Genomic DNA, 19249 nt, shown 5'->3' on the forward strand with positions numbered 1-19249 from the left:
GTGTTTGGGCTCATACCGGCACTCCCAGGATGTCCGCGACCGTGCGCATGGCGACGAGCCCGCGTTCGATATCGAATGCCGCTTCCTCGCCGGTGCGCGCTGCGCCGGAGCCGCTGTCGCGCACCGCCTGGCCGATGGCGCGGCGCTCCCCGGATTCGAATGCGCCGAAGGTGCGGCGCAGTAGCGGCAGGATTTCGACGAACATATCGTCGCCGAGACCGCGCAGCCAATCGTCGATGAGCCGCAACAACTCTCGGTCGTGGACCAGTATCAGCCCGCGACCGCCGAGGAACCCGTCGATCCAGGCCGCCTTGGCGGCGGCCGTATTGCCGATCGAGAGCGCGGCGGAAAGCCGACGCGCGGAATCGGTTTCATCGATGCGCCCGGCATCGGCCAGTAATCGGACGGCGCGGCCGACGAGAGCGCCGTGCACATCGTCACGGTCGGCCAGGCGGTGCAGGGCGGCGAGCCATTCGCCGGTTGCCCAATCATTGTCGCGGGTGTGGATGGCGGTGTGGGCGGCATCGAGTTGGGTGCGCAGATGTTCGGCGGCGTCGGTATCGAGGCCGGTCACCGCGCCGGGCAGGCCCGCGCATATCCGCACGAGCAGACCGTCCGCGACGTGGGCGAGTGCCTCGGTATCGGTGCCGCGGACATCGCCGTAGCGCAGTGTGCGGGTCAGGCCGGGAAGGGCGGCGAGCAGGTGGGTTACGTCGTGGTCGAGTGCCGCTGCCGACTCCAGGCGGGTGATCAGGCCATTGGTGGCATCGCCGAGGTCGGCGAGCAGCGCGACTTCGAGTGCGTCGGTGAGATCGCCGACGGTACTGCCCTCGCGGCCAGCGGTATCCAGGATTTTGGCTTCCGCCGCGGTGCGAATGGTAGTGCCCCAGCGGGAGGCCTCGATGATCGCGACGGCGAATTCGGGTCGCCACCGTAGCGTCCAGGATTCGCGGAAGGTACCGGTGCTGCGCACTTCACCGGTTGTCGGTGTGCCCCAGTCGATTCCGAGCACCCGCAGCCGGTGCAGCAGTCGCGAACGCTCGACTCCGCGCTCCTTGCGCAGGTCGAGATCGAGATTGCGGGACAGGGCCTCCTGCTCGAGCCGCAGTGTGCGGATCCTGGCGCGCAGATCGGCATCCAGCGGCACGGTCGGCGTGCCATCCGGCACGGCTCCGAGTGCCTCGCCGACCACTAGTTCGGAAGCGACGAGCCGCAGCATCGTCTCATCGCCGGCGCACATTACCGACCGCACCGCCTCGGTGACCTCCGACAGTCCGGCCAGCGGCCGAGCCCGCAGCACCGCGAGCGTATCGGCGAGCCGGACGGATTCGATGATGTGCGCACTCGACACCGGCAGATCGTGGGCGCGCAGTACTCCAGCCACCTTGGTCAGCCAGCGCGCGATCGGCTGCTCGGTCTCGGTGAACAGGTGGTGATACCAGCCCGGCGAAGTAATCCCGGCACCGTATCCGGAGGTCGTCGCCAGCCGCGAATGCGTCCACGGCACCCAAGTCACCGTCGCCTTCACCTTCGGCAGCCCCTTGAGCAACTTGGTGTCTGCCGTCGCCGGACCCAACTTCCCCGCCAACGCCGGTGCATGCCATGCCCCACACACCACTGCAACCCGCCGCGCCCCCTCCTTCAACACCCTCCGCATCGTCTGCCGCATATACGCTTCACGCCGAAGTGTGTGCGTGTCGATTCCGAGGGGTTCGCGCTCGGCGTGTTCGAGCCCGATCGCTTCGCCGACAGTGTCGCCGGTCGGTGCGTTCTCACCGGCCGCCCCGTGTGCGGCACGGCCTACGGCGGTGTCGGATGCTGTGTGTTCCTGCTGGAGTCGGTCGTGTGTTGGCCCGTCGCATGTGCCGCCGGGTTCGACCTCGGTGGGGTTGGCGTCGGCCGAGCCGTGTGCGGTACGGCCTGCGACGGCGTCGGTTGCCGTGTATTCGTAATGGATTCGATCGCGTACCGACCCTTCGCGTGCGTCGCCGGGTTCGACCTCGACAGTGCCGCCAGTCGGTGTGATGTCGTCGCCCGCGTCATCGGGTGCCTCGCCGCTGGTGTCACCTGCAACTGCTTCGCGCAGTGCGCCCATTGCCTCGGTGATCGCTTCGAAAGCGTCGGTGTCGGCGACGGATTCGACTACTGCGTCCCACCAGCGTTCGGCATCGTCATAGCCGGCGGCGGCGGCCAATTCGGCGAGTGGGTCGATGCGGTCGCCCGGTTCGTCTTCGGTGGCCAGGACAGTGGTGGCGGGTAGATCGCAGAACCGCACCGGCACTGCATGTTCCACCGCATATCGCAGCGCCTGCCATTCGGGGGAGAATACGGCGAAGGGCCAGAATGCGGCCTTGGCGGGCTGATCCGGCACATAGGCCAGCAGCGCGACAGGCGGCGACATCCCCTCTGCCGCGACGTATCCGACCAAGGGATCGGCATCGGCCGGACCCTCGATCAGGATCGCGTCGGGACGAAACTGCTCCAATGCGGCGCGCAGGGATCTGGCCGAACCCGGGCCGTGATGGCGGATACCGAATACGCGGGTCACCGGACCGCTCGAGGCTGCGCTCTGCTGCTCGTCCACTGTGTTTGTCTTCCTCACCATGTCACCCCCGGTAGAACGGGCGATGTCGTCGGCTCAGATGTCGCCGCGCCCTCATCGGGTGACCTCGCGGCAGGCGCGGTAGAAGTCGGACCACTCTGGACGTTCACGCACAACGGCTTCCAGATATTCGGTCCAGATGACAGCGTCGCCCACCGGATCCTTGATGACCGAGCCGAGGACCGCGCCCGCGATATCCGAGGCACGCAAGGTACCGTCGCCGAAGTGTGCCGACAGGGCTATGCCATTGGTAATCACCGAGATCGCCTCGGCGGTGGACAGGGTGCCGGAGGGCGTCTTGAGTTTGGTGCGGCCGTCGGCAGTCATACCGGAGCGCAGCTCGCGGAAGACGCGAACAACTCTGCGCACCTCCTCGGCCGCAGCCGGAACAGTCGGAAGTTCGAGCGCGGAGCCGAGCTGTTCGACGCGGCGGGTCACAATGGCGACCTCCTCGTCCTCACTGGCGGGCAGCGGCAGCACAACGGTATTGAAGCGGCGACGCAACGCGGAGGACAGGTCGTTGACGCCACGGTCACGGTCATTGGCAGTGGCAATCACATTGAAACCCTTGGCCGCCTGCACCTCCATCCCGAGTTCCGGCACCGGCAGCGTCTTTTCGGATAACACGGTGATCAGCGCATCCTGCACATCGGACGGAATACGGGTGAGTTCCTCGATCCGCGCGATCGCACCGCGACGCATCGCCGTCATGACCGGCGACGGCACCAGCGCACCCTCGCTCGGCCCCTCCGCGAGCAGCCGCGCATAGTTCCAGCCATAGCGGATCGCCTCTTCGGCGGTGCCCGATGTGCCCTGGACGAGCAGCGTCGACGCGCCGCTGATCGCGGCCGAAAGATGTTCCGATACCCAGGTTTTCGCGGTGCCGGGCACGCCGAGCAGCAGCAGCGCCCGATCGGTCGCCAGCGTCGCGACCGCCACCTCCATGAGGCGACGCGGTCCGACGTACTTGGGGCTGATCACGGTGCCATCGTCGAGCGTGCCACCCAGCAGATAGGTGACCACCGCCCATGGTGACAGCTGCCACGACGGCGGCCGCGGCCGATCATCGATCGCTGCCAGCGCCCGCAACTCCTCGGCATACGCCTGTTCGGCATGTGGACGCAACAGCTCCGGCATCGAATCGGTAGTGGTCACTGCAACTCCTCGAGCATCATCGAGCGGTGGTTGAGGTCATGGGCGAGTTGATCGAAGGCTCGCTCCCAATGGGGATCGGTGCATCGGCGTGCCACCGCAGTGGCCGTACGCGCCGCGCTGACGGGCAGATGTACGGCCGCCGCGGACAGCAGTGACCGATGCGCGCTCGGTCCCGTGCCATGCGCTTCCGGGCGCTTGGCTGCGGCGCGTGCGCGTTCGAACAACAACAGAATCAGGTGTTGGGCAAGGGGTTCCGGCCACGGATGGCCGATGGCGGGCAGCAATGCCTCGAGCTCCGAGAGCCACGCGCCGTCCAATTGCAGCAGATGCCGAGTGCGATCGGGCAGCGGCAGCAGCGCGAATAATTCACGCCGCCGCAGCATCGCCAGATCGGTCGGCACGCCCGCGTCGAATAGCGCCCGCGCCCAGGTCGGATCATGTTGTGCCAGTGTGGCATCCACCCAGCCGTCGAACAGCGGCTGGCGGAACCGTTCGCTGATCTTGGCGCGGGTGGCCTTATCCGGCGCGCCGAGTTCGGACTCCCAGTGCATCAGCGGTGTCGCCGCGACGAGTTGCCGCAGCCGACCCGCACGCAGATCCGGTGCTCCGTCCCAGCGATAGGTGAACTCGACGGTGCGGTCGTTGATGCCGTCCCTGCGGTCGGCGTCATCGAGCTCCTCCGGAATGCGGACAACCAGATTCGGGTGCAGCAGCATATGTTCGACCGTGACCCATGCGCTCGCGCGCCGAGTCATGCGCTGGGTGAATGCCGAATTCGGCAGCAGTGGTAGCAGTGCGGCCGCGACTCGCCGCACATCAGATCGCCGATCGTCCAATGCGGCCTCGAGCAGTGGTTCGTCGTCGGCCGAAATCCCATCGGCGAGTATGGCCAATAGCTCCGCCTTCAGCGGACCGGATTCCTTCGGCCAAGACGCGATCAGTGCTTCCCGTGCGGCCTTGGCATCTCGGCCGCGCAGCTCGGTCAGCCATTCGCGGCGCTCGGGCGGTTGGCCGAACAGCCAGCTCTGCTCCGTCGGCGCATCGGAAGGTCCTTGCCGCACCAGGTCGCGCCAGTCCGGATTTTGATCGGCGAGCCAGCGGCCGCGGGTTCCGGCCAGGCGCAATAGCGGCTCGCGCAGTTCGGTATCGGCCTTCGCCTGCTCGAGCAGCAGCGCGCACAGTGCATCGGGGGCGCGATAGTCGAATGGTGCTGCGGCCGTAAGCCATTCGGGCAGAAACGGGGACCGATCCCGCAACAGGCGGGCGAGGCGGGATGCCGCGGCGCGGGGCAGCAGTCGCCGCGGGTCATCCACGGCGGGTTCGGGTTTGGCCGCCGTGCTGACGGATACGCCGCCGCGCGCGAAAGCCCCACGCAGCGCGGCGGATTCGAGCAGCAGCAGTGCCGGATCGGTGCGCAACCTGGTCGCGGCGGCCGCCACCGGAGCCTCGAGTCGAGCGGGATCGGCTGCCCTGCGAGCAGTGCCGAGCAGTGCCACCGAGGTCAGCTCCTCGGACACCAGCGCATTCGATGCCCCGCGCGGCCCGAACTCCGCACTACCCACATCGACGACCTCACCGGCGGTGCATACCGAGATCGGCACCAATCCGGCCACACCCCATTCGGCGGCCAGTGTCAACGGATGGCCACCGGAGACCCCGAGCAGTCGCCACGGCTGCTCGGCGGCCGCAACAGGTAGCGCGGTGCCATTGGATTCGGTGATATACCAGCCATTTTCAGTCCATACCGGCATGACATCGGTGAGCAGCAGCGGCCGCGATCGCAGCCATGGATCGCCCGCGAGCGCCTCGGCATGTTCGGCCAATGCGCCAGCGATCGTACCGTCGGCGACCGGCAGCGTGGTGAACGGTTCGGCCGCACCGTGCCGTTCGCCCCAGAGCGCCCGCAGTGGCGCGCCGCCCGGGTAGTAGTGCAGATCGGCTTCGGCCATCATCCCCGGAAGTGGTACCTCCGCCGAGAAGCTCGGCGAACCGAAGGAATGCTCGAGCAGCAGTGCCCAGCGGCGAGTCCGCCTGCCGTACAACCAGGTTCGGCGCGTATAGAGGCGCTCCTCCTCGCTGGTCCGGATGCCGAGTACCTGCCACTGATCCCGAACCGCCGGTTCGGCGCGCACGGATTCGGCGGACGTCGGATAGCCGATATGGGTACGGACGCTTGCCCGCAGCTCCGGCGACAATTCGTCGAGGCGGCGGTGCGCGGCGATCAGCAGATGCAGTCTCGCGTATTCGGCGAGTACGACATCCGGCCAATCCGCCCTGGTCACCACGGTGGTCGGCAGCTGACGCAGCGCGGCGGCGACGCCGGGTGCCTGCGCGTCCACCATCCGGGCCGCGATCGCCTCGAAGGCACGATATGAGCGGTCTGTCTGGGCCAGTCCGGTCCGCACCTGATCGCCGAGCCAGATATCGAGCTCCTCGAGCCCCGCCGTCACCCGTACCCGCCGCTGTTCGGCGGTCGCCGGATTGGCCCTGCGGGCCTGCGGGTCGGCGGGGGGCTTGGCCGCGCGGACCGCGCGTGCGTTGATCCACTCCGCTGCGAAGTCCGCGATCGTGGCTTCGGCGACCGCGCCACCCGACCAGGCGAGTAAGAGCGACAATGCGTGCTTGCACGGGAACTTGCGGCTGGGACACGAGCACTTATATGCCGGACCCGCCAGATCCACGATTGTCTGATAAGGCTTGGAGCCGCTGCCCTGACACAGGCCCCACAGTGCGGTGTCCGACTGTCCGGTGCCGTGCCAGCGCCCGGCGAGCTTGCGCGCGGCCGATAGCGAGCTCGCATCCGGTGCGAGCGCGCTGACCTGTTCCTCGGTCCACGGCGCGGTCATGTGTTGGCTCCCGCCTGGTTCATCCGGCGGCCCCGGATCGACTGTATGTCATGTCTTCCCCCGTTACTAGGTTGCCGAATTTCTACCGCACCCCACCGACAAGTTAGGTGGTGAGCGGGTGTTTTTCCTGGAATACGCTGCGCGGACGGCAGATTCGGCGGCAACCGCGCCTTGCGCTGGTTGTCCGATTCTGGCATTCTGTCCTGTTCGGCTCCGACCGAGCCGCCCGAATCGGGTGACACACCATCGAGCTGCCCGCCGGGGTTGGCGAGGGGTGGACATCGAGCGGGGCCCAGCCTGTTCGATGGCCATACCATCCCCGCGGGCAGATTCGTATTTCCCCTTCCGACCAGGTGAAACGGCACCGCGGTGGGCGAATTCGACGCCATCGGGTAGCGTTTCGCTCAACTTTCAACAGTGATACCCGTGCGGGGTTGGAGGACATGCCGCGGTTCGGTGGCGTAGGGGGTTACGCATGCGTACAGATCCCGGAACCGATACTGCGCCGGTGCCGCGCCTGACCGAAGTGGTATCCCGGCGGCTCGCCACCGATCCCGCCGTCACCCCCGATGTGGCCCATACCGTGCTCCGCGCTCTCGGTGGCGGCGAGCCCGATGATCTGACAATCGAATTCGACAGTTCGGGCATATTCCTGCGTGCGATTCGGGTGCGCGGTTTCCGCGGCATCGGACCCGAGGCAACACTGGAGCTGTCGCCCGGCCCTGGTCTCACATTGGTGGTGGGCCGCAACGGAAGTGGCAAGTCGAGCTTCGCCGAGGCCGCTGAACTGGTGCTCACCGGTAGTAATCGCCGCTGGGACGGCCGATCCGCGGCGTGGCGCGAGGGTTGGCGGAATCTGCACGATGGTGGTTCGGCGCGGATCGAACTCGAATTGCTCACCGCCGGAGACGATCCTGAGCTGACCATAGCCAAAGAGTGGTCACCACAGGCTGATTTGACTCAGGCGCACTGGACGGAGCGGCGATCCCGCAATACACCAACGGATTTCAATGGCGACCGCTGGGCAGGTCTGCTGGAGTTGTATCGACCGTTTCTGTCCTACAGCGAACTCGGCGCACTCGTCGACGGCAAACCGAGCGATCTATTCGACGCGCTGCATCGGCTGCTCGGTCTCGATGAATTGACCGTGGCGCAGGAACGGATTCGCAGTCGCCGACTGGAACTCGAACGCGCCGCGCGGGATTCGCGTCTGGAACGCATCGAACTGGTGACCGCGCTCGGTGCGGTGGCCGACGACCGTGCCGTGCGGATGGCGGCACTGCTGCGCCCGGACCGTCCCGATCTCACCGCCATCGGTCGCGAAATACTCGGCACCGCAGAGAATCCGGTCGGACCGGATGGGCTGCGGGCAATCGTGCGGCTGGTCTTGCCGTCGGGTGCCGAGGTCGAGGCCATCGCCGCGCGCCTCGAACAGTGCCGCGCGGTCCTGGCTCGCAATTCGACCGCGGATGCCGAGGCCGATCTGCGGGTGCTGGAGTTGCTGCGGCGGGCACTCGATCATGTCGGTGCCAGCGGGGAATGCCCATGCCCGGTCTGTGGACGTGGGGAACTGGATGCGACGTGGTCGCGCGGTGCGCAAGCCTCGATTGCCGAGCTGACCTCGCGGGTCGATGCGCTCGCGACCGCACGCGCCGCACTGCGACAGGCCCTCCGCGACGCCCGCGCGCTACCGGAGCATATTCCCCCGGAACTCGATTTCGATCCACGCAATCCGCCCACCGTCGACACCACCGCCGTGCGTCGCGCCTGGACGGACTGGGCGGCGCTGACCGGTGCCGACTACTCGCCGGATCTGCCCGATCGCCTGCGCGGTGCACATACGCGTCTGGTCGACGAACTCGAACTACTGCAGCAGGGCACCCGCAAGGAACTGAACCGCCTAGACGAGGTGTGGTCGCCCCTGGTGCCACGCATCAGCGGGTGGCTGGAGGGGGCGCGCGCGGTCGTCGCGAACGGCAGCGAACTGCGCACGCTCAAGCGTGCCGAGGATTGGCTCAAATCCGCGACCGCCGGATTGCGCGAGGAGCGGATGGCGCCGCTGGAGACCACGGCGCGCTGGGTCTGGCGCACACTGCGTCAGCAGAGCAATGTCGAACTCGGTGCCATTCGTTTGCAGGGCAATGCCGGAACCGCACGTCGGGTACTGCTCGATGTCACCGTCGACGAGGTGGACGGCGCCGCGCTCGGCGTGATGAGTCAGGGCGAATTGCACGCCCTTGGACTTTCGCTGTTCCTGCCGCGAGCGACGGTGGAGGACAGCCCTTTTCGCTTCGTCATGATCGATGATCCGGTGCAGGCCATGGATCCGGCGAAGGTGGATGGATTGGCCAGGGTGCTCGAGGTCATGGCGTGGACGCGGCAGGTGATCGTCTTCACCCATGACGAGCGGCTGGCCGAGGCGGTACGGCGCATGCAACTGGACGCCAGCGTGCTGGAAGTGCAGCGCCGCGAGCGCTCGGTAGTGGAAGTACGGGTCTCCAGCGACCCCATCCGCCGCTACCTCGACGACGCCCGCTCCCTCGTGCGCACCCCACAACTTCCCCCGGCGATCGCCGACGAACTGGTGGCCACCTGCTGCCGCTCCGCCGTCGAAGCCGCCAGCCTGGCTCGAGCCCGGCGCAATCTGCTCGCCGACGGCATGGACCACCGCGACGTCGAACGCCATATCGAAGGCGCACAAACCACCCGCGCAATGGTCGCACTCGCGGTAATGGGTATCGACGGCCGAGTAGACGACCTCAACAAGCACCTCGCCCGCGAAGGCAAATGGGTGGTCGACGCGTTACGCGACGCCACCGCGGGCGCCCATGTCCCCATCGGCCGCAGCATGCGCGACCTGATCGCGGACACCGAAAAGTTCGTCGGCTGGCTACGACGATGAACGGCTGCTGCGTCTCGATAGCTCGGAAGATATCGATAGCTCGGGGGCGGCGTTGAGCGCGGCGCCTGAAGACGCGGGCACATCGGACGAGGACGAGAGTCGCGCGCCGGATAGGGATCCATTGCGCGGCGCGCAGTCGCACGGCATCGGCGATTCGGGGCGCACCGGGGATCAGTGGGATGGTGCTGGCCGGAAGGGGGATGCGGGCGCGCGGCACGGCGGAAGTGCTCTGGCAAGAGGGCGAGTCGATGTGGGTGGGGCCGACGATTCGGGGGGTAGGCAGGGCGACGGAACTCGGCACGGCGGAAAAGGTCGGGCGGGAAGGCGAGTCGGGGTGGGTGGGGTGGATGCCTTGGGTGGGGAGAGCGGCACGGTTCGGCAGGGCTACGCGGCTCAGGAGGGTGGTGGGGCTCCAGGGGCCGGAAAAGGTCGGGTGGGAAGGCGAGTCGGGGTGGGTGGGCCGGATGCCTTGGGTGGGGAGAGCGGCACGGTTCGGCAGGGCTACGCGGCTGGGGAGGGCGACGCGGCACGGCACGGCGACGCGGCTCAGGACGGTGATGGGGCTCCAGGGGCCGGAAAAGGTCGGGTGGGAAGGCGAGTCGGGGTGGGGGGGCCGGATGACTCGGGTGGGCAGAGCGGTACGACCCGGCAGGGTCGTACAAGTCGGCAAGGCGAGGGGGCCCGGCAGGGCCGTATGGCTCGGCAGGGCGAGGGGGCTGGGCAGCGGAAGGTAGGGGGTGTGGAACGGCGGGGTGGTGGGCGCAAGCGAGAGGCGACACGGAAACGGCATCCACCGCGGCCGACGGTGGCTGAGCGGTTCGATGCGGTGGATCGGCTGCTCGACGGGGCGGTGACCGATGCCGACGGGCTCTGGTCGCGGGCGACGGTGTGGATTCTGCGGCTCGCGCTCGAACAGTCCGTCGACGAGCTGTGGTCGAAGGTGGCACCAGAATTGGCGCGCTGTCCGATGCGCGCACAACTGCTCGCCCTGCGCGTATTCGCGGGCGACGCCACCGCCGCGCAGGTCGCGACGGTATGGGCCGCTCTATCCCGCGCCGCCCACCACCACGATTACGAACTCGCCCCGGGCGTCACCGAATTACGCCGCTGGCGCGAACAGACCGCCGCGATCGCCACCACCCTAGCCACAGCCGCCCCCCGCTGACCGCCCCCCGCACATGTGGATCAAGATCAGGTGGAATCTGTGCAGGCGCCAAGCGAGTAGCCCCTCCACCAGCGCCACCTGATCTTGTCTTGATAAGCCCGGCCCCAGTGCACGCGGTGATTGCGGGACGAGCAAGATTTGGAGTCATGGATCAGTCGCGGCCATGCCCGTGTAAGCGTGGGGAGGCGTTCGGTGCCTGTTGTGGACCGGTGCTGGCAGGGGAGCGGTCCGCGGCGACTGCCGAGGCGCTGATGCGTTCGCGCTACACCGCATTCGTGGTCGGTGATACCGAATATCTACTGCGGTCCTGGCATCCGCGCACCCGACCGAAAACGCTCGAACTGGATCCCGACCAGCGCTGGCTGTTCCTGGAGATCCTGCGCACCGAGCGCGGCGGACCATTCGACGACACGGGCATCGTGGAATTCATCGCCCACTACAAGACCGATCGACGCGGATCCCTGCACGAGGTCAGCACATTCACCCGCGTGGACGGCGCTTGGGTCTACCTCGACGGCGTCATCGAACCATGACGGGTAGCGTGCCAACCATGCCGCGAATCGCGATCGAATACTGCACCCAATGTCGCTGGTTGCTGCGCGCGAGCTGGATGGCACAGGAACTGTTGAGCACCTTCGCCACCGAACTCGGTGAGGTGGCGCTGATCCCCGGCTCGGGCGGTGTCTTCCGCATCACCATCGACGGCGACCAGATCTGGGAGCGCAAGGCGGACGGCGGGTTCCCGGATATCGCGGTACTCAAACAGCGCGTGCGCGATCGCGTCGCACCGGAGCGTGACCTCGGCCACGTCGACAAACGGGACTGACCCAACCGAGCCTGATATCGACCACGCCGGATTCAGGAACAGCAGCCGCCACCGCAGCATCCACCACCGGCGGGCCGCGGCGTGGGCGCGGGTGCCGCCGCACCCCTGCTGACCGTGCCAAATGTGGTCAGCAGCTTGACCGTGTCATCGTGACCGTTCGGGCAGGCCGCCGGATTCGACGCCTCCGCCATCGGACGGTTGACCTCGAAAGTGTCGCCACAGCTGCGACACCGGAAGCTATAACTCGGCATCAGCCCAGCGTAGCGCCAAGGGTGAGAGCTACATCGCCCTATCCCGCTGTCCAACTGGACGTACTCTCGATAAGAGATCGCTAGGTGCTTGGACCCGGCCGGAGCAAACTCACAGCGCACTGCCCGGGTCGTAGGCAGGAGGTGCTGAACATGACCACGCAGTTCGATATCGAACCTGGCTCCGAGGTCGGTGACACTGAGCCGGTCGCGGAAACGACCTGGGGCCGCGTGAGTGGACGGTGGGACGGACCGGTCGCGGTGTGGCGCAGCATTCCGTACGCATCCGCGCCGTCGGGTCCGAATCGGTTCCGGCCGCCACTGCCGCCGCAGCCATGGGATGGCATCCGCGAGTGCACCGCCTTCGGCGAAATCGCCCCGCAGACAATGGGCAATATGGTCCCGGTCGATTCCGACCTGCGGATGGGCGAGGACTGCCTGTGGCTCAATGTATGGTCCCCGCGCAGTTCCGCCGATACCGGTACGCCACGGCCGGTCCTGGTGTGGTTGCACGGCGGCGCCTACTGCCTCGGCACCGCGGCCCAGGCGATCTACGACGGTCGCAAGCTGGCCGAAGCCGGTGACGTGGTCGTGGTGACGGTCAATTATCGCCTCGGCGCGCTTGGCTTCCTCGACTTGTCCTCGCTCTCCGACGCTTTCACGCCGAATCTCGGTTTGCACGACCAGCTCGCCGCACTCGAGTGGGTCCGCGACAATATCGCCGCATTCGGCGGCGATCCGGGCAATGTGACCCTGTTCGGTGAATCGTCCGGCGCCGGATGCGTGACCGCACTGCTGACCGCACCGCGCGCCGCTGGTCTGTTTCACCAGGCGATCGCGCAAAGCCCGCCCGCGACAACAGTTTTCGGGCAGGCGCGGGCTGCCGCGGTGGCCCAACGCTTTCTGGAGTTGATTGAATTACCGTATTCGCGCGCAAGCGAATTGCTGGAGTGCCCGATCGAACGAATTGTCACCGCGGCGGGCTTGCTGCTGGATGAGATTCCGTTGAAGGAGCCGGGCCGACTGGCCGCCGCGCCGGTGGTCGACGGCGATCTGGTCCCGACCTATCCGATCGACCGCTTCCAACACGGCCAGTCGCATCGTGTGCCGCTGATCATCGGCACCAATAAGGACGAGGCCTCACTGTTCCGCGTTTTCCGCTCACCGATCATGCCGGTGACCCCGGATGCGGTGAACGTCATGCTGCGCGATGTGGCCGCCAGCCATCCGGATATGTCGCCCGAGCGCATCGCCGAAATCACCTCGGCCTATCCGGATCTCGCGAAGACCCGTGGCGCACTTGCCATGTCCACCGACGCGGCCTTCCGCATGCCCGCCCACTGGGTCGCCGACGGCCACGCCCAGCACTCGCCGACCTGGATGTACCGCTTCGACCATGCCACCCCGATGCTGAAGGCCGCCCGCGTCGGCGCGGGTCACGCCACCGAATTACCTTATGTCTTCGGCAATTTCGGCACCCTGAACCACGATCCGACCTTTTGGCTCGGCGGGCGCAAGGTCGCCATGGAAGTCTCCGGTCGCATGCAACGCCGCTGGCTCGCCTTCGCCACCCACGGCGTCCCGGCGGCCATCGACGGCTCCAAACACTGGCCCCCCTACCGCCCCGACACCCGCACCACCCTTCTCATCGACAATATCGACCGCGTAATCGACGACCCGGACCGCGACCTGCACACCGCCTGGGGCGAACAAGCGGTCGGCTTCAGCTGACGCCCGCCCCGCGCCTTCCCGACGCGAGGGCAGCCAAGGTTGGCGGCACGGGGAACGCCGCCCTCGGTCTCGGCCGTGCCGGTCACCTAGGCTGCGCTCGCCCACGAATTGCCGGTGTGGCGTGAGTATGTGGCCGGGCTGCGGGTCGCGGCTGTCGCACGCACAGTGGTCGATCTTCCTGGAACCGTGCCGTTCTCACATGCGGCGGTAAGGGATTTCATCGCGCCCGCCGAATACCTTGTGCGCCTCGAGATCAGACGTCCGTAGAGAAGCGAATTCCGCCGTCTGGGATGTCGACGCCGGGCCAGATGCGGGCGCCGCGCAGTAGTTCGCAGCGGGCGCCGACATTCGCGCCGTCACCGATGACGGCGTCGCGGACGAGGGCGCGGGGACCGATGCGCGCACCGAAGCCGATGATGGAGCGTTCCACGGTGGCGCCCGCTTCGATGCGGGCGCCATCGAAGAGCACCGCGCCGTCGAGGCGAGCGCCAGCGCCGACTTCGGCGCCGCGACCGACCACGGTGCCGCCGATGAGCAGCGCACCGGGGGCGACGCCAGCACCCTCATGAACCAGCGATTCGCCGCGCTGACCTGGCAGTGCCGGGGAAGGGGCGATGCCGCGGACCAAGTCGGCCGAGCCGCGGACGAAGTCTTCGGGAGTGCCCATATCGCGCCAGTAGGAGGAGTCGACGTGTCCCTGCACGCGGGCGCCCTCGGCGAGCAGCGCCGGGAACACCTCACGCTCCACCGACACCGGCCGCCCCGCCGGAATCTTCTCGATGTATTCGCGCCGGAAGACATAACAACCGGCATTGATCTGATCGGTCGGCGGATCCTGCGTCTTCTCCAGGAACGCGGTGACCCGGCCCTGCTCATCGGTCGGCACACAGCCGAATGCGCGCGGGTCGCTCACCCGAACCAGATGCAGAGTGACATCCGCGTTCGTGGACTCGTGAGTGTCCAGGATCGCGCCGAGATCGGTGCCGCCGAGCACATCGCCGTTGAACACCATGATGTTGTCGGCGCGCAGTCTGGGCAGCACATTGCGGATACCGCCGCCGGTGCCGAGCGGTTCGGTCTCGGTGACGTACTCGAGTTCGAGTCCGAGCTCGGCGCCGTCACCGAAGTGTTCCTCGAAGACCTCCGCCTTGAACGAGGTGCCGAGCACGACGTGGGTGATTCCGGCGTCCGCGATGCGGGCGAGCAGATGGGTCAGGAACGGCAGTCCGGCCGTCGGCAGCATCGGCTTGGGCGCCGACAGGGTGAGCGGACGTAACCGCGTGCCCTGGCCGCCGACCAGAATCACGGCGTCGGTGCCTGCATTTCCTGCCATCATGCTCCCTGTTCACAGTGGATCGTGTGCTCGGTGGTGCGCGTCAACACCACAGACACCAGTCTCGGTACCCAGCGACACGGGTTCGGCACCGTTGCGTGCCGAACTCGTGACGTTAGCTCTGGGCTTCCCGTGCCTGTTGACGCAGCGCAGATCGAACCGCAATTCGGGAACGGATCGCAAGTCCGGCCCGCAACGCCAACCGCAACGGCGCCTGCCACCAGTGCGGATGCCGATCGGCCTGGAATCGGTACGCGCTCGCGTGGTGCGCGGGCAGCATCACCTCGGGATGGCGGCCGGCCGCATGCCCCTTGGCGTGGGTCACCTCGGCGTCGGGCACGAAGACGTTGTGCCAACCGGCCCTGCCCATCCGGTCGCCGAAGTCCACGTCCTCCATGTACATGAAGTAGCGCGAGTCGAAGCCGTCGATCGAATCGAAGGCCGCGCGCCGCACCAGCAGGCACGAGCCGGACAGCCAGCCGACGGCCCGCTCGGAGATCTGCTCGTTGTCCTGGCGGTATCGCAGGGTCCACGGGTTGGATGGCCATACCGTGCCGAGAATGGCGTGTCCGGCGCCGTCGAGCAGACCGGGCACCGAGCGTGCGGACGGATAGACGCTGCCGTCGGGCTCGCGCACCATCGGTCCGAGCGCGCCGGCTCGCGGCCAGCGCTTGGCGGCGGCCAGCAGTTTGTCGATGGAATCGGTGCCCCAGCGAATATCCGGGTTGGCGATGACGATGAATTCGACACTCGGATCGATCTCCGCGACCGCCCGGTTGATCGCGCCGCCGTAACCGATATTTCCGCCGGTCCGCAGCAGTCGCACGTGTGCGTTGGCCTCAGCGGCCAGCTCCGGGGCACCGTCCACCGAACCGTTGTCGGCCAGGATTACCTGGGGTTTTTCGCTGGTGGCTGCGGCCAGGGTGGTGATGAAGTGCTCGAGGTGCTCGCCGGGTGAATAAGTCACCGTGACGACGACAAGCCCGCCTGGGGCCGCTCCGGAATCACTCACGACCGTGCCTCGCTGACGCTCGGCTCCGTCGTGCGCGATCGCACGTTGTGTTGATGGTTCGCTCGCTGTCGCTCCCTCACGGCCATGCAGCCTACTGTGACAACCCCGCAAGCGCGTCCCCGAGTGCGACCTCCCATGGCCGCAATGGCGTAAGTCCGGCATCGGCCCAGGAACGGTTGGACAACACCGAATATGCCGGGCGCCGTGCGGGTCTCGGAAATGCGGTCGAGTCACATGGGCGCACCCGGGTCGGATCCGCGCCGACTCCGGCGAATATCGCCCGCGCGAATGCGAACCAGCTGACCTGGCCGGAATTGGTGGCGTGCAGCACTCGCGGCGCATCCGGTCGACCCGTCAACTGCAGCAGTCCGGCGGCCAGATCGGCGGCGTATGTGGGCGAGCCGAGTTGGTCGTCGACCACGTCGAGGGTGTCGCGTTCGCGTTCCAGCCGCAGCATGGTCGCGACGAAATCGCTTCCGCGCCCGGTGTATACCCACGCCGTGCGCACCACATGCGCGTGCGGCGCGGTTTCCAGCACGGCCTGTTCGCCTGCCAATTTCGATCGGCCGTAGACGGTGGTGGGTTCGGTCGGGTCGGCGGTGTCGTACGGCTCGGTGTGGGTACCCGCGAACACATAGTCGGTCGAAATATGGATCAATCGAGCGTCCAGCCTCGCGCAGGCGGCGGCGAGTACGGCCGGTCCGGTCGCATTGACCGCGAAGGCGGCCTCGGGATCGGATTCGGCCTGGTCGACGGCGGTATAGGCGGCGCAGTTCAGCACAACATCACCCGGTTCGAGTGCGGCGCGCACAGCGGCTGCGTCCGTGATGTCCAATTCGTCGCGACTGAAGGCGTGGGCGTCGGGTGCGCGGCGCAGCAGTTCGCGTCCCAGCTGCCCACCCGCTCCGGTTACGACGAGGCGCGCGGCTACGGTCGAGGAGGGCGATATCGCGGTCACGGGCACGAGTCTGGCACGCCGTGGCACCTGCGGTTGAGGTCCGCCGCGGTAGCCGTCGGTTAGCCTCGGGGCAACGGAGACGGGGGCCACCGGAGGCGGGCCGGTCGAGTCAGCGACGCGTCGGCTTCGACGAAACCGGCGCTGCACAGTCGGAATCAGCTGGGAGCGCGCGGGCAAGCGCAGCATGGTGCTTGGGCAGGATGCTCGGTTTTTGGCGAGAGGATGCAGTGGTGCCGCAGAAGATGAGGGCGACAGCGTCGTCGCGACTGTCCGAAGGCGGGAGCGGCTTGGGTCCGCTGCGCGCGTTCGTCGCGGTCGGGGCGGTGCTGGTCCTACTCATCACCGGATTCGCCTGGCACAGCGTGGACGCGCTGATCTCGAATATCGAACGCATCGGCGGCCTCGGCCTCGGCGGTGGCAGCGATGGCGCCGTCGACATACTGCTGGTCGGTGTGGACAGCCGCACCGACGCGCACGGTAATCCGCTGAGCAGCAACGAGCGCGCGATGTTGCACGCGGGCGATGAGGTCGGCACGAATACCGACACCATCGTGCTGGTTCGTGTCCCGAACGACGGCCGCTCCGCCACCGCCATCTCGATTCCGCGCGACTCCTATGTCGACATTCCGGGCATGGGCAACGGCAAGATCAACTCGGCGTATGGTTCGACCAAGGAGGCCCAGCGGCTCAAGCTCATCAACCAGGGCGTTTCGGAGGCCGACGCGGATAAGCAATCCACCCAGGCGGGGCGCCAGGCGCTGATCAAGACCGTGGCCAATCTCACCGGCATTACCGTCGACCACTACGCCGAGGTCAGTTTGCTCGGGTTCGTGCTGCTCACCGATGCGGTCGGCGGTGTCGATGTGTGCCTGAACAATCCCGTGGACGAATGGATGTCCGGCGCCGACTTTCGGGCCGGTCGCCAGCAGCTCGACGGGGCACAAGCTTTGAGTTTCGTGCGCCAGCGCCATGATCTGCCACGCGGAGACTTGGACCGGATCGTGCGCCAGCAGGTCTTCATGGCGCAGTTGGTCGGCCAGGCGCTCAGTGCCAAGACGCTGAGCAATCCGGGCAAGTTGCAGCACCTCAGCGATGCGGTCGGGCGCACCGTGGTGCTGGACGACGATTGGGATGTGTTGGCGTTTCTGCAACAGCTGAAGGATCTTTCGGGTGGTCAGGTCAGTTTCGAGACGATTCCGGTCGCCGATCTCAACGACACGACCAGCGACGGCGAGTCCGTCGTGCGGGTGGATCCGAAGGCGGTCAAGTCGTATGTGGCGTCGCTGGTCGACGGCAAGTCCGACGATCATGCCGAGCCGACCATCGATCCGGCCTCGGTGAGCGTCAGCGTGTTCAATGCGAGCGGAATCGGCGGGCTTGCGGGACAGGTGGCACAGGTATTGACGGCCAAGGGTTTCCAGGAGGGATTGGTCGGCAACTACACCGGGCCCAGCGTCACCAGCAGTCGAGTCCTTGCGATGGACACCTCGAATCCGAAGGTCAAGGCGGTCGCACAGGCGCTCGGCGGGCTGACGGTCATCGCCGACAGCACGTTGTCCCCGGATTCGGTCAGCGTCGTGCTGGCAAGCGACTATTCTGGTCCGGGCTCGACCGCGGGCAGCATGTTCGACTTCTCCGGAACGTCGAGCACCGCGACGCCCGTGCCACCGGCTCCACCGATCGACGCAGGCCAGAACGGACCGAAATGCGTGAATTGACCATGCGTGTATTGACCGATGCGTGACCACGACCAGGTACTGACACTCACCGAGGCGGTGCTGGATCCGATCCTCGAGCGCGATCCGGCAGGTCCGCGCGTCACCTACTACGACGATGCGACCGGCGCCCGGATCGAACTATCCGGGCTGACCCTGGCGAACTGGGCGGCCAAGACCGGCAACCTGATCCGCGACGAGTTCGGGCTCAGCCCGGGTGCGCGCGTCGCGGTGCTGCTGCCCGCGCACTGGCAGACCGCCGCGGTGCTGCTCGGCTGTTGGTGGGCCGGGACCGAGGTGGTGCTCGGGCCCGATCCGGATGCCGATCTGGCGCTGGCGACCGCCGAACGGTTGGCCGAGACCGACGGAATTCCGGAGGCCGCAGCGCTGTCCTTGGATGCCTTCGGCATGCCGGTGCGTGATCTGCCGATCGGCGTCACCGATTTCGCCACCTCCGTGCGGGTGCACGGGGACCAGTTCATGCCGCGCGGCGCCGGGGTGGCACTGGACGGCATGCCCGTCTCCGAGGTACTGGCCGAGGCGAGGAAATCCGCTGTGCTACAAGGGTTTTCCGAGGGTGACCGGGTGCTGTCGAGCACGTCCTGGGATACCCCGGCCGAGCTGATCGACGGGTTCGTTTCGGTGCTCGTCGCGGGGGCCTCGCTGGTACAGGTGGTGAATCCGGATCCGGCACTGCGCGAGCGGCGCATCGAATCCGAGCGGGTCACCGCGCAGCGCGGCTGAGTTCCTACCCTG

Annotated in this window: 14 protein-coding genes; 7 read left to right on the top strand and 7 right to left on the bottom strand. The window is 67.2% G+C overall.

Annotated elements, in window-relative coordinates:
- Positions 1 to 10 precede the first annotated feature (10 nt).
- From ACIBG0_RS27535 to ACIBG0_RS27545, 3 genes are all read right to left on the bottom strand, one after another.
- On the bottom strand, positions 11 to 2584 hold the full coding sequence (locus tag ACIBG0_RS27535) for a DUF5682 family protein (protein ID WP_397036107.1): 2574 nt from the start codon (positions 2582 to 2584) through the stop codon (positions 11 to 13).
- Between the two features lie 72 nt (positions 2585 to 2656).
- Positions 2657 to 3739, bottom strand: a complete 1083-nt coding sequence (locus ACIBG0_RS27540) for an AAA family ATPase (RefSeq protein ID WP_397036257.1) — start codon at positions 3737 to 3739, stop codon at positions 2657 to 2659.
- Positions 3740 to 3753: 14 nt separating this feature from the next.
- Complete coding sequence (locus ACIBG0_RS27545) at positions 3754 to 6603, bottom strand: DUF5691 domain-containing protein (protein WP_397036108.1); 2850 nt, start codon at positions 6601 to 6603, stop codon at positions 3754 to 3756.
- A gap of 475 nt (positions 6604 to 7078) precedes the next feature.
- Here ACIBG0_RS27545 and ACIBG0_RS27550 point away from each other — a divergent pair, with 475 nt between their 5' ends.
- The 4 genes from ACIBG0_RS27550 to ACIBG0_RS27565 all read left to right on the top strand — a co-directional run bounded on the left by ACIBG0_RS27550 (position 7079) and on the right by ACIBG0_RS27565 (position 11496).
- Entirely contained in the window at positions 7079 to 9505 is a 2427-nt protein-coding gene (locus ACIBG0_RS27550; protein WP_397036110.1) for an AAA family ATPase, read from the top strand.
- A gap of 739 nt (positions 9506 to 10244) precedes the next feature.
- Positions 10245 to 10670, top strand: a complete 426-nt coding sequence (locus ACIBG0_RS27555; protein ID WP_397036112.1) for a hypothetical protein — start codon at positions 10245 to 10247, stop codon at positions 10668 to 10670.
- A gap of 146 nt (positions 10671 to 10816) precedes the next feature.
- The gene (locus ACIBG0_RS27560) at positions 10817 to 11203 is read left to right on the top strand and encodes a YchJ family protein (protein WP_397036113.1); all 387 of its coding nucleotides are present in this window, start codon (positions 10817 to 10819) and stop codon (positions 11201 to 11203) included.
- Positions 11204 to 11220: 17 nt separating this feature from the next.
- On the top strand, positions 11221 to 11496 hold the full coding sequence (locus tag ACIBG0_RS27565; RefSeq protein WP_397036115.1) for a SelT/SelW/SelH family protein: 276 nt from the start codon (positions 11221 to 11223) through the stop codon (positions 11494 to 11496).
- Positions 11497 to 11528: 32 nt separating this feature from the next.
- On the opposite strand, the gene ACIBG0_RS27570 is transcribed toward ACIBG0_RS27565, so the two are convergent.
- The gene (locus tag ACIBG0_RS27570) at positions 11529 to 11747 is read right to left on the bottom strand and encodes a zinc ribbon domain-containing protein (protein ID WP_397036117.1); all 219 of its coding nucleotides are present in this window, start codon (positions 11745 to 11747) and stop codon (positions 11529 to 11531) included.
- A gap of 150 nt (positions 11748 to 11897) precedes the next feature.
- On the opposite strand from ACIBG0_RS27570, the gene ACIBG0_RS27575 reads away from it, so the two are divergent.
- Positions 11898 to 13475 carry a carboxylesterase/lipase family protein gene (locus ACIBG0_RS27575; RefSeq protein WP_397036118.1) on the top strand — a complete coding sequence of 526 codons (1578 nt, stop codon included), beginning with the start codon at positions 11898 to 11900 and terminating at the stop codon, positions 13473 to 13475.
- A 253-nt stretch (positions 13476 to 13728) separates the two neighbouring features.
- Here ACIBG0_RS27575 and ACIBG0_RS27580 read toward each other — a convergent pair whose 3' ends face one another.
- The 3 genes from ACIBG0_RS27580 to rfbD form a co-directional block, all read right to left on the bottom strand.
- The gene (locus ACIBG0_RS27580) at positions 13729 to 14808 is read right to left on the bottom strand and encodes a sugar phosphate nucleotidyltransferase (protein WP_397036120.1); all 1080 of its coding nucleotides are present in this window, start codon (positions 14806 to 14808) and stop codon (positions 13729 to 13731) included.
- A gap of 115 nt (positions 14809 to 14923) precedes the next feature.
- Positions 14924 to 15820 (bottom strand): glycosyltransferase family 2 protein, encoded by an 897-nt coding sequence (locus ACIBG0_RS27585; protein ID WP_397036121.1) that lies wholly within the window; start codon positions 15818 to 15820, stop codon positions 14924 to 14926.
- Positions 15821 to 15911: 91 nt separating this feature from the next.
- Positions 15912 to 16778, bottom strand: coding sequence for a dTDP-4-dehydrorhamnose reductase (gene rfbD, locus ACIBG0_RS27590; RefSeq protein WP_397036123.1), 867 nt, complete (start codon positions 16776 to 16778; stop codon positions 15912 to 15914).
- Between the two features lie 242 nt (positions 16779 to 17020).
- On the opposite strand from rfbD, the gene ACIBG0_RS27595 reads away from it, so the two are divergent.
- Positions 17021 to 18496 (top strand): LCP family protein, encoded by a 1476-nt coding sequence (locus ACIBG0_RS27595; RefSeq protein WP_397036259.1) that lies wholly within the window; start codon positions 17021 to 17023, stop codon positions 18494 to 18496.
- Positions 18497 to 18514: 18 nt separating this feature from the next.
- Positions 18515 to 19237 (top strand): TIGR03089 family protein, encoded by a 723-nt coding sequence (locus ACIBG0_RS27600; protein WP_397036124.1) that lies wholly within the window; start codon positions 18515 to 18517, stop codon positions 19235 to 19237.
- The last annotated feature ends 12 nt before the right edge of the window (positions 19238 to 19249 follow it).

This window comes from Nocardia sp. NPDC050630, assembly GCF_044457245.1.
In the GTDB taxonomy this organism is placed as follows: domain Bacteria; phylum Actinomycetota; class Actinomycetes; order Mycobacteriales; family Mycobacteriaceae; genus Nocardia.

Coding starts and splice junctions, on each gene's coding strand:
- ACIBG0_RS27570 (WP_397036117.1), bottom strand. CDS start 11,747: ATGCCGAGTTATAGCTTCCGGTGTCGCAGCTGTGGCGACACTTTCGAG.
- ACIBG0_RS27595 (WP_397036259.1), top strand. CDS start 17,021: ATGAGGGCGACAGCGTCGTCGCGACTGTCCGAAGGCGGGAGCGGCTTG.
- ACIBG0_RS27575 (WP_397036118.1), top strand. CDS start 11,898: ATGACCACGCAGTTCGATATCGAACCTGGCTCCGAGGTCGGTGACACT.
- ACIBG0_RS27550 (WP_397036110.1), top strand. CDS start 7,079: ATGCGTACAGATCCCGGAACCGATACTGCGCCGGTGCCGCGCCTGACC.
- ACIBG0_RS27545 (WP_397036108.1), bottom strand. CDS start 6,603: ATGACCGCGCCGTGGACCGAGGAACAGGTCAGCGCGCTCGCACCGGAT.
- ACIBG0_RS27600 (WP_397036124.1), top strand. CDS start 18,515: ATGCGTGACCACGACCAGGTACTGACACTCACCGAGGCGGTGCTGGAT.
- ACIBG0_RS27580 (WP_397036120.1), bottom strand. CDS start 14,808: ATGGCAGGAAATGCAGGCACCGACGCCGTGATTCTGGTCGGCGGCCAG.
- ACIBG0_RS27540 (WP_397036257.1), bottom strand. CDS start 3,739: ATGCCGGAGCTGTTGCGTCCACATGCCGAACAGGCGTATGCCGAGGAG.
- ACIBG0_RS27565 (WP_397036115.1), top strand. CDS start 11,221: ATGCCGCGAATCGCGATCGAATACTGCACCCAATGTCGCTGGTTGCTG.
- ACIBG0_RS27560 (WP_397036113.1), top strand. CDS start 10,817: ATGGATCAGTCGCGGCCATGCCCGTGTAAGCGTGGGGAGGCGTTCGGT.